Origin of the sequence: Geomicrobium sp. JCM 19037 (genome assembly GCF_000698105.1) — a bacterium.
Taxonomy (GTDB): Bacteria; Bacillota; Bacilli; order Bacillales; family Marinococcaceae; genus Geomicrobium_A.
In genome coordinates this window covers 38,051-45,936 of the sequence record NZ_BAWZ01000036.1, presented here as the reverse complement: position 1 = coordinate 45,936, position 7,886 = coordinate 38,051, and the positions used below count along the sequence as shown (strand labels likewise).

Annotated in this window: 4 protein-coding genes and 3 pseudogenes; 2 read left to right on the top strand and 5 right to left on the bottom strand. The window is 44.1% G+C overall.

From position 1 onward, the window contains the following. Positions 1–464: 464 nt before the first annotated feature. Both JCM19037_RS17475 and JCM19037_RS23325 read right to left on the bottom strand, forming a co-directional pair. Positions 465–1,295 carry a fumarylacetoacetate hydrolase family protein gene (locus JCM19037_RS17475; RefSeq protein ID WP_052364008.1) on the bottom strand — a complete coding sequence of 277 codons (831 nt, stop codon included), beginning with the start codon at positions 1,293–1,295 and terminating at the stop codon, positions 465–467. Then, positions 1,295–1,885 (bottom strand): NAD(P)H-dependent oxidoreductase, encoded by a 591-nt coding sequence (locus tag JCM19037_RS23325; RefSeq protein ID WP_052364007.1) that lies wholly within the window; start codon positions 1,883–1,885, stop codon positions 1,295–1,297. Before JCM19037_RS23325 ends, JCM19037_RS17475 begins: the two co-directional genes overlap by 1 nt. Positions 1,886–1,993: 108 nt before the next feature. Here JCM19037_RS23325 and JCM19037_RS17465 point away from each other — a divergent pair, with 108 nt between their 5' ends. Then, on the top strand, positions 1,994–2,443 hold the full coding sequence (locus JCM19037_RS17465; RefSeq protein ID WP_042403343.1) for a hypothetical protein: 450 nt from the start codon (positions 1,994–1,996) through the stop codon (positions 2,441–2,443). Here JCM19037_RS17465 and JCM19037_RS17460 read toward each other — a convergent pair. The 3 genes and pseudogenes from JCM19037_RS17460 to accC form a co-directional block, all read right to left on the bottom strand. After that, positions 2,438–3,948, bottom strand: a pseudogene (locus JCM19037_RS17460) (acyl-CoA carboxylase subunit beta). The gene JCM19037_RS17465 and the pseudogene JCM19037_RS17460 sit on opposite strands and share 6 nt — an antisense overlap. Before the next feature lie 93 nt (positions 3,949–4,041). After that, entirely contained in the window at positions 4,042–4,530 is a 489-nt protein-coding gene (gene accB / locus JCM19037_RS17455; protein ID WP_042403342.1) for an acetyl-CoA carboxylase biotin carboxyl carrier protein, read from the bottom strand. 16 nt (positions 4,531–4,546) lie between these two features. Beyond that, positions 4,547–5,886: pseudogene (gene accC, locus JCM19037_RS17450) on the bottom strand (acetyl-CoA carboxylase biotin carboxylase subunit). 252 nt (positions 5,887–6,138) lie between these two features. Here accC and JCM19037_RS17445 point away from each other — a divergent pair. Beyond that, positions 6,139–7,854: pseudogene (locus JCM19037_RS17445) on the top strand (ABC transporter ATP-binding protein). Positions 7,855–7,886 lie beyond the last annotated feature (32 nt).

The window sequence follows — 7,886 nt, the reverse complement described above, 5'->3', positions numbered from 1 at the left end:
CGGCCCCGCCGGCGGGGCCGACACAATTTAGGGGGTTCAGCATAGTCCAATCTGCGCGCAAATTTTTACAAAATGAGCGCTATAATCGTTAAATGAGCAAACTTGGTCGTAGAAAGTGACCACTAGCGCACAATACGAACCGTGCCTTGCCCCGCCCAGTATAAACACCAGTGGAGTGATTTCGCTTTTGTCATTACGATCTATTCGAATGAAATCACGATGGAATCTCTACATCCTAGCGTCCAATGAATTTCTTTCGTTCATCCTACATGGACTCTATGACCTACGAAGCTTCGTTCCCATGAATCGAATGACTTGCTCGTTAAAACGATATACAAAAATCTGTACTCCGATTTTGCTGTAAAAGCGTTTGAGACAGCCCCTGTCCTTTAAAGTTTATCGAATCATCGTGTTTTCGAGTGTTCCAATGGATGGCAGGTGAACACTTACGTGGTCGCCTTCTCCTAAAAATTTCGGGGGGTCATGCCCTTTCCAACGCCTGACGGTGTACCTGTAGCAATAATATCACCGGGCAGTAACGTCATTCCTTTAGTGATCACATGCAACAATTCAGGAATATCAAAAATCATATCCGTTAATGGGGCCTGTTGTCGAATTTCACCGTTTACCTTTGTCACGATGGTATCTTGTAGCAGCGCTTCCCGTTCACTGCTAAGTACACTGCTGCCCATTGGACAGAAACCGTCAAGACTTTTCCCTAAATAAAACTGTTTGTGTCGAGCTTGCAGATCACGAGCGGTGATGTCATTCAATAACGTAAATCCAAACACGTAGTCCCACGCTTCTTCCTTTTGAATAGCATGAGCTTTTTTGCCGATAATGACGGCAACTTCTCCTTCATAATCTACTTGATCGGTCACTTGCTCATGAAGGGGCACAGGTTGTTTGTGCGCGTTGATCGTATTTTCTGATTTTGTGAAGATCAATGGATGTTCAGGGATATCTTTAGCAGAACCCATTTCAATCGCATGAGCCGCATAATTCTTTCCTACACATAATATATTCTTGGGTGGTGATTGGATCGGCGCTAACCACTCAAATTCTTCGTTTATCCAAAAGTGACCGTCTAGTGTTTCATTTGCTTGTCGTAACACGTCAGCAGTACGATCAATAAGTGTCTCACTTTTATGAATGAACTGAATCAAATCATTTGGGCACTCTTCTTCAGGTGCAAATTGTTGGAACGCCGCTTTCAATCGCAACAAGCGATCTTCGTTCGCCACTTGAACGACAAGCTCACGCTCTCCTTTATACGAAACCATTGCATATTTCATTACACATCCCCCTTATCACGAAACTTCTCAACATATCGCCTGACGCTTTCGAGCATCTCCTCGTGTTCGTCTTGGTCGGCCTGGACAACATATCCTAAGTGTAAAGGCTCTACCATCTTAAATCCACAAAAATCAGCGATACTTGCTTTCACAATTCCTTCTACACATGCTTTTTCTTTTTTGGCCCATGATGATGTTGGTGAACCCGTCGTATAGATCATACCTAGTGGTTTTTCATTCATTTTTGGGATCGGCGTTTCTCCGTCAAGTTCATACGCAAATCCATAAGAGAGAACCCGGTCAAGATACCCTTTGCCGATTGCAGGAAAGCTGCCCCACCAGATTGGATAGATGAGTGTAACAGCGGTGGCGCTTCGCCACAGTGCGTGTTCTTCTTTCATCTCTGCCGGATAGGAAGAAGAAAGGGAGTTCGTGTACTCTTCAAGACCGAGAACGGGGTCGAACGATTGTGCATATAAATTACGTATGACGACGTCTTCACCCCGTTGTCTCCATTGTTCCTCGTACTTTTGTAGCACTTGCCCGTTAAAGCTGTCGGTTGTCGGGTGCATGTAGACAATGAGTTGCATCGCTCACTTCTCCTTTTCTTGATTTTTGTTTCAATTGCTTAAAAAGAGGTTATAGATATACTACCTAACTGCGGTATGTGGATAAGTAAACACAAAGAGGTGACTCCCATGCATAAGTTCTCAACTGCACTTGCGGTATGGGCCATTTTCATTTTCTTAACAGGACTGTTGTTCCCTTTAGAGATGACAAGTGGCGCGGGTCAAGTGACGCAAGTGTTACACAGCTATACAGTTTATGGGTTCTTTTCGATGATCCCAATTGTGTTTTACGGCGGTTTTTTGTCATTCATGGCCGACTGGATTGCCAAGCATTACAACCACTTCCAAGAAACCATTTCACTTAGCATTCATATGATGGGCGGTTTCTTTGTTTATGTATTTACCGTGAACATTGACATTACGATCCTCGCCGTAGTCGCGACAATTCTCTTTTTTATCGTTGACCGTGCTTTGCTTTTACTTGAGCACCGGAATGGGGGCGTACAACTCGCAAACGGATTATCCTTGTTTGTCGGTTGTAGTGGTGTAATGACGATGATAATTGCAAGCACTCTATAACGGCATATTTCCATAGTTCGTCGCTGGTCTTTTTTTATTGCGTAACACTCGAAGCGCCTGAGCGAGTGTGTCTGGTGTATCCATTGGATCAATAATGTCATCCACTTGACCTAAAAGGGCAGCATAGTAGGATCCATGTACTCCTCTTTGTACGCCTTTATCTTTTCTTCGCGTAATTGCTCTGGGTTTTCAGACTCACTCAACTCCCGGTGGTAAAGCACTTCTACGGCCCCTTCAGCACCCATTACAGCCACTTCTGCAATCGGCCAAGCGTATACAAGGTCCGCACCAATCGCTTTACTGTTCATGCTACATACGCACCTCCGTAAGCTTTTCTAATGATGACTGTCACTTTAGGCACACCACTCTCCGCATAAGCATACAGCAATTTCGCCCCGTGACGTATGATTCCAGATTCTTGTTGCTCAACACCTGGAATAAACCCTGTCACATCTTCAAACGTAACAATTGGGATTTGAAAACAATTGCAAAAGCGGATAAACCTTGCCGCTTTGTCCGACGCATTAATATCGATGGCCCCGGCTTTCACTTTTGGGTTGTTCGCAACAATACCAATGGTTTCCCCTTGCAATCTAGCAAAGCCAACGACCATGTTCATCGCGAACTCTCGTTGCACTTCCATAAATGAATTCGCATCAAACACCGCTTGGATGACAGATTTCATGTTATACACTTTTTTTTGATCCACAGGGACAATGTCACGCAACTGTTGCCGGACCCCCGTTTTTCTCTTAGCTGGAGCGCTCGGGCACGGTGAAGTGGCGTTTTGCGGTAAATATGCGAGTAACTTACGCACTTCTTGTAGACACTCTTCTTCATTATCAGCAATAAAGTGGACGTCGCCACTACGCTTCCCATGAAGCTCACTTCCACCAAGATCATGATGATTGACTTCTTTGCCTCCGACCGATTTCAGCACCTTCCCTCCAGTTAAAAACATATGGGAGGTTCGTTTCACCATAAAAACAAAATCTGTTAATGCTGGAGAATAAACAGCACCTCCGGCACAAGGGCCCATAATGACAGAGATTTGTGGGATTTTCCCAGAGTATTGAACATTTCTATAGAAGAGTTGCCCGTACCCTTCCAATGCACTAACGCCTTCTTGAATACGCGCTCCTGCAGAGTCACACAAGCCGATAATCGGACAGCTGACTTGCATCGCTAAATCCATGAGTTTCGTAATCTTTAAGCTATGCATCTTCCTAATGACCCACCGTTAACAGTAAAGTCTTGGGCAAACACGCACACATCTCTTCCGTGGATTTCTGCTGTACCCGTAACAACGCCTTCAACTCCGGAGTTTGATCAGAATGAAAACGATACAACTCATGAAACGTCCCCGTGTCAACCAGTTGATCGATGCGTTCTCGAGCCGTTTGCTTCCCGCGGTCTTTCTGGCTTTTGGCTCGGGACTCGCCACCCCCTGCTTCAATAAACTGTTTGCGATTATTTAATTTGTCTACCGCGTCATTCATCTCCATTGTACACATTCACCCCGTAATGTCGGATAGAAAAAAGAAGCGACAGTATGTCGCTCCTACGTATAGTGTACAAATTCTTCTATTTTTACCCATTTACGCTTTTACAAGAAATAGAGGTTGTCCGTAATCTACGAGTTCGCCGTTTTCAACGAGAACCTCAACGATTTCACCAGACACTTCTGCTTCCAATTCGTTCATGAGCTTCATCGCCTCAACGATACAAACAATCGATTCATTGTTTACTGAATCCCCAACTTTGACGTACGGTTCGGCATCAGGAGATGACGCTCGGTAAAACGTTCCAACCATTGGCGACGTAATTTGTTCGGTGTTTTCACTCACCGCTGGTTTCGTCGGCTCTTGTTTTTCCTGTTGGTCAGTACTCGGAGTCACAACTTGGTCACTGCCCCCGCCACTTTGCTGGACGCTCGGTACATGGGACACGACAGGTGCTTGTTCAACCACAGTCGTCTGTTTTCGCAGGGTAATAAACGTGTCATTATCAGACTTCAGCTCAAGCTCCGTTAAGCTCGACGTATCTACTGCCTCAATGAGTTCTTTAATTTCCTTGATCGTATACATGGTCGTGCTCCTTTTGTTAGACTGTATATTTTTCTAAGAAACTCGTATCAAATTCACCTGATTTAAATACTTCATGATCCATGAGATTCAAGTGGAATGGGATGGTTGTGTCGACTCCCTCAATAACAAATTCTGAAAGCGCACGCTTCATTCTCTGAATTGCTTCTTCCCTTGAATTGGCGCGTACAATCAGTTTGGCAATCATTGAATCATAGTGAGGAGTAATGGTGTAACCCGTGTACGCCGCACTATCTACTCGGACGCCAGGCCCTCCAGGTGGTACACACATGGAAATCTTTCCTGGTGAAGGTCTGAATCCTTTCTTCGCATTCTCTGCATTAATTCTACACTCAATTGAATGGCCTTGAACACGGATGTCAGCCTGCGATACCGAAATTGGCTGCTTATTCGCAACATGCAGCTGTTCTTTAATCAGGTCCACTCCGGTCACCTCTTCAGTGACTGGATGTTCCACTTGAATTCTCGTGTTCATTTCCATGAAGTAAAAGTTTTTATGTTTGTCCAACAAAAACTCAACCGTACCCGCACCACAATACGAGACCGCTTTAGCAGCAGACACGGCTGCTTGGCCCATTTTCTCCCGAATGTCTTCGTTTAATGCTGGGGAAGGAGCTTCTTCAATCAATTTCTGGTGCCTGCGCTGGATTGAGCAATCTCTTTCGCCGAAATGTACGGCATTGCCAAAACGGTCCCCTACAATTTGAATTTCAACGTGCCTTGGCTCTTCAATAAACTTCTCAATATAAATACCGCCGTTTCCGAAGTTCGCCAACGCTTCCCGTTTTGCCATCGCCAGTGAGCGCTCTAACTCTTCTTGATGATAGGCAACGCGCATCCCTTTGCCACCACCACCAGCGGTTGCTTTTATGATGACAGGATAGCCAATTTTCTCTGCAATCAAAACAGCTTCATCATCATCCTCAACAAGCCCATCACTACCTGGAACAATCGGGACACCTGCGTTTCTCATTGTATCCCTTGCCATTGCTTTGTCACCCATTTTATTGATGGCATTTGGAGACGGGCCAATGAACACGAGACCGTGATCTTCACAAATCTCGCAAACTCCGCATTCTCAGCGAGAAAGCCATAGCCAGGATGAATGGCATCACACCCTGTTTTCAGCGCCGTCGCAATAATATTCGTCTTTTTTAAATAACTTTCTGCTGCAGCATGTGGACCAATACAATACGCTTCATCCGCCATCACCGTATGTAACGATTCGCGATCGGCTTCCGAATACACCGCTACCGTTTCAATGTTCATTTCTCGGCAAGCACGAATAATTCGAACCGCAATCTCCCCGCGATTCGCTATTAAGACTTTATTCATCATACTCATGAAGCTCCCTTCTAGTATCGGACCGGGTTCAATTCGTCCGCTGCAAAAAGCTGAATAAAAGCTCTTTGCTTTTATGGCACCTGATCCTAATAACAACTGCCATTACTTAAAGTGTAAAAAAATCCGACACAAACGTCAATGTCATAATTTATTCCTTGATTTTCATTCATACATTGACTTTGTTCAGACGTTTACATAAAATAGATGAGTAATTGAAAATGATTATCAATTGATAAGGAGGCACTTATGCTTCGACGTTTTTTTACCTACTATCGGCCTTATAAGAAGTTATTCATGATTACCTTTATAAGCGCGATCTTCGTATCGTTGCTTGAGCTGGCATTTCCGATCATTGTCAATCAAGTCGTAGACCGACTTTTACCTCAAGGGAATATTACGGTCATTATTATTGCTTGCGCAGTTTTGTTCTTGATTTACATATTTAATTCGGGTGCTCATTACATCGTTACATACTGGGGACATATTCTCGGGATTAACATTGAAACAGACATGCGAAGAGATTTATTTCAACACGTTCAACAACTTTCATACAGTTATCATGATAACAATAAAACTGGACATTTATTGTCGAACCTTACGAATGATCTGTTTGAAATTGGTGAAGTTGCCCACCATGGCCCTGAAGATGTCTTCACCGCACTCATGACATTGTTTGGATCATTTGGGGTTATGCTCTACATCAATTGGCAATTGGCTGTCCTTACGTTTATTGTCGTACCGTTTCTCGCTTGGGTCGTCATTTTTTGTAATCGAAAGATGTCAGGAGCGATGCGCGTCATGTTCCACAGGATGGCTGCCTTTAACGCACGAGTTGAAGACACACTCGGCGGCATCCGACTCGTACAAGCTTTTGCGAATGAAAAACACGAACAAGATTTGTTTAAAGAAGATAATGAGAATTTCAAAGAAGCAAAGATTCGCTCCTACCGCATTATGGGTATTAATAATTCCTTAAGCTACATGATGATGAGAATTATGACCCTTTTTGTACTACTCGCAGGCGCTTACTTTATGCTACAAAACCAGCTATCTGTCGGTGATTTTATGGCATTTATTCTTCTTACGAACATCTTCTTTCGACCAATTGAGAAGATTAATGCATCATTGAAAGCTACCCGAAGGATACGCCGGATTTAAACGTTACATCGCCATTATGGACACAGAACCTGAGATTGACGATCACCCAGAAGCAAATGACCGGTTTGGGTTAAAAGGAAACATTGAATATAATGATGTGAGCTTCGGCTACACTAAAGAACAACCTGTTCTTGAAAATATAAACCTGACAATTTCTCAAGGAGAAACGATCGCCTTTGTTGGGCCATCCGGTGCAGGTAAAACAACGCTGTGCAGTCTGCTCCCTCGATTTTATGAAATTGATTCTGGTTCAATTTCGATTGACGGTCATGACTTGAGCGCCATTACGTTGGAATCACTTCGCCATCAAATTGGCGTGGTTCAACAAGATGTATTCATGTTTTCCGGCAGCCTTAGAGATAACATCCGATATGGAAACCTTGACGCATCTGATGAAGAAGTGATGGATGCTGCCCGTCTCGCAGAGCTTGAAGAGTTTGTCTACTCACAACCTGACGGATTAGATACGATCGTTGGTGAACGAGGGGTTAAATTATCTGGAGGACAAAAACAACGTCTTTCCATTGCTCGCATGTTTTTGAAAAACCCTCCTATTCTCATTCTTGATGAAGCAACTTCTGCCTTGATACAGAAACTGAAGCTGCCATTCAACGAGCACTACAACGACTTTCTACAGGTAGAACGACGCTAGTCATTGCGCATCGATTGGCAACCATTCGTCATGCTGATCGCATCGTTGTCGTCACAAAAGATGGGATTGCTGAAGAAGGCAGTCACGAACAGTTGTTGCAAAAAGGCGGTCACTACAGCCGCTTGTACCATGCACAACAAACCCTTATTTAAGAGGAGGTTTGTTCCCTCCAATGGATTGGGTA

Excerpts from the sequence above, each read along its gene's own strand:
- JCM19037_RS23325 (WP_052364007.1), bottom strand. The coding sequence starts at position 1,885 with ATGCAACTCATTGTCTACATGCACCCGACAACCGACAGCTTTAACGGG.
- JCM19037_RS17475 (WP_052364008.1), bottom strand. The coding sequence starts at position 1,295 with ATGAAATATGCAATGGTTTCGTATAAAGGAGAGCGTGAGCTTGTCGTT.
- JCM19037_RS17465 (WP_042403343.1), top strand. The coding sequence starts at position 1,994 with ATGCATAAGTTCTCAACTGCACTTGCGGTATGGGCCATTTTCATTTTC.
- accB (WP_042403342.1), bottom strand. The coding sequence starts at position 4,530 with ATGTATACGATCAAGGAAATTAAAGAACTCATTGAGGCAGTAGATACG.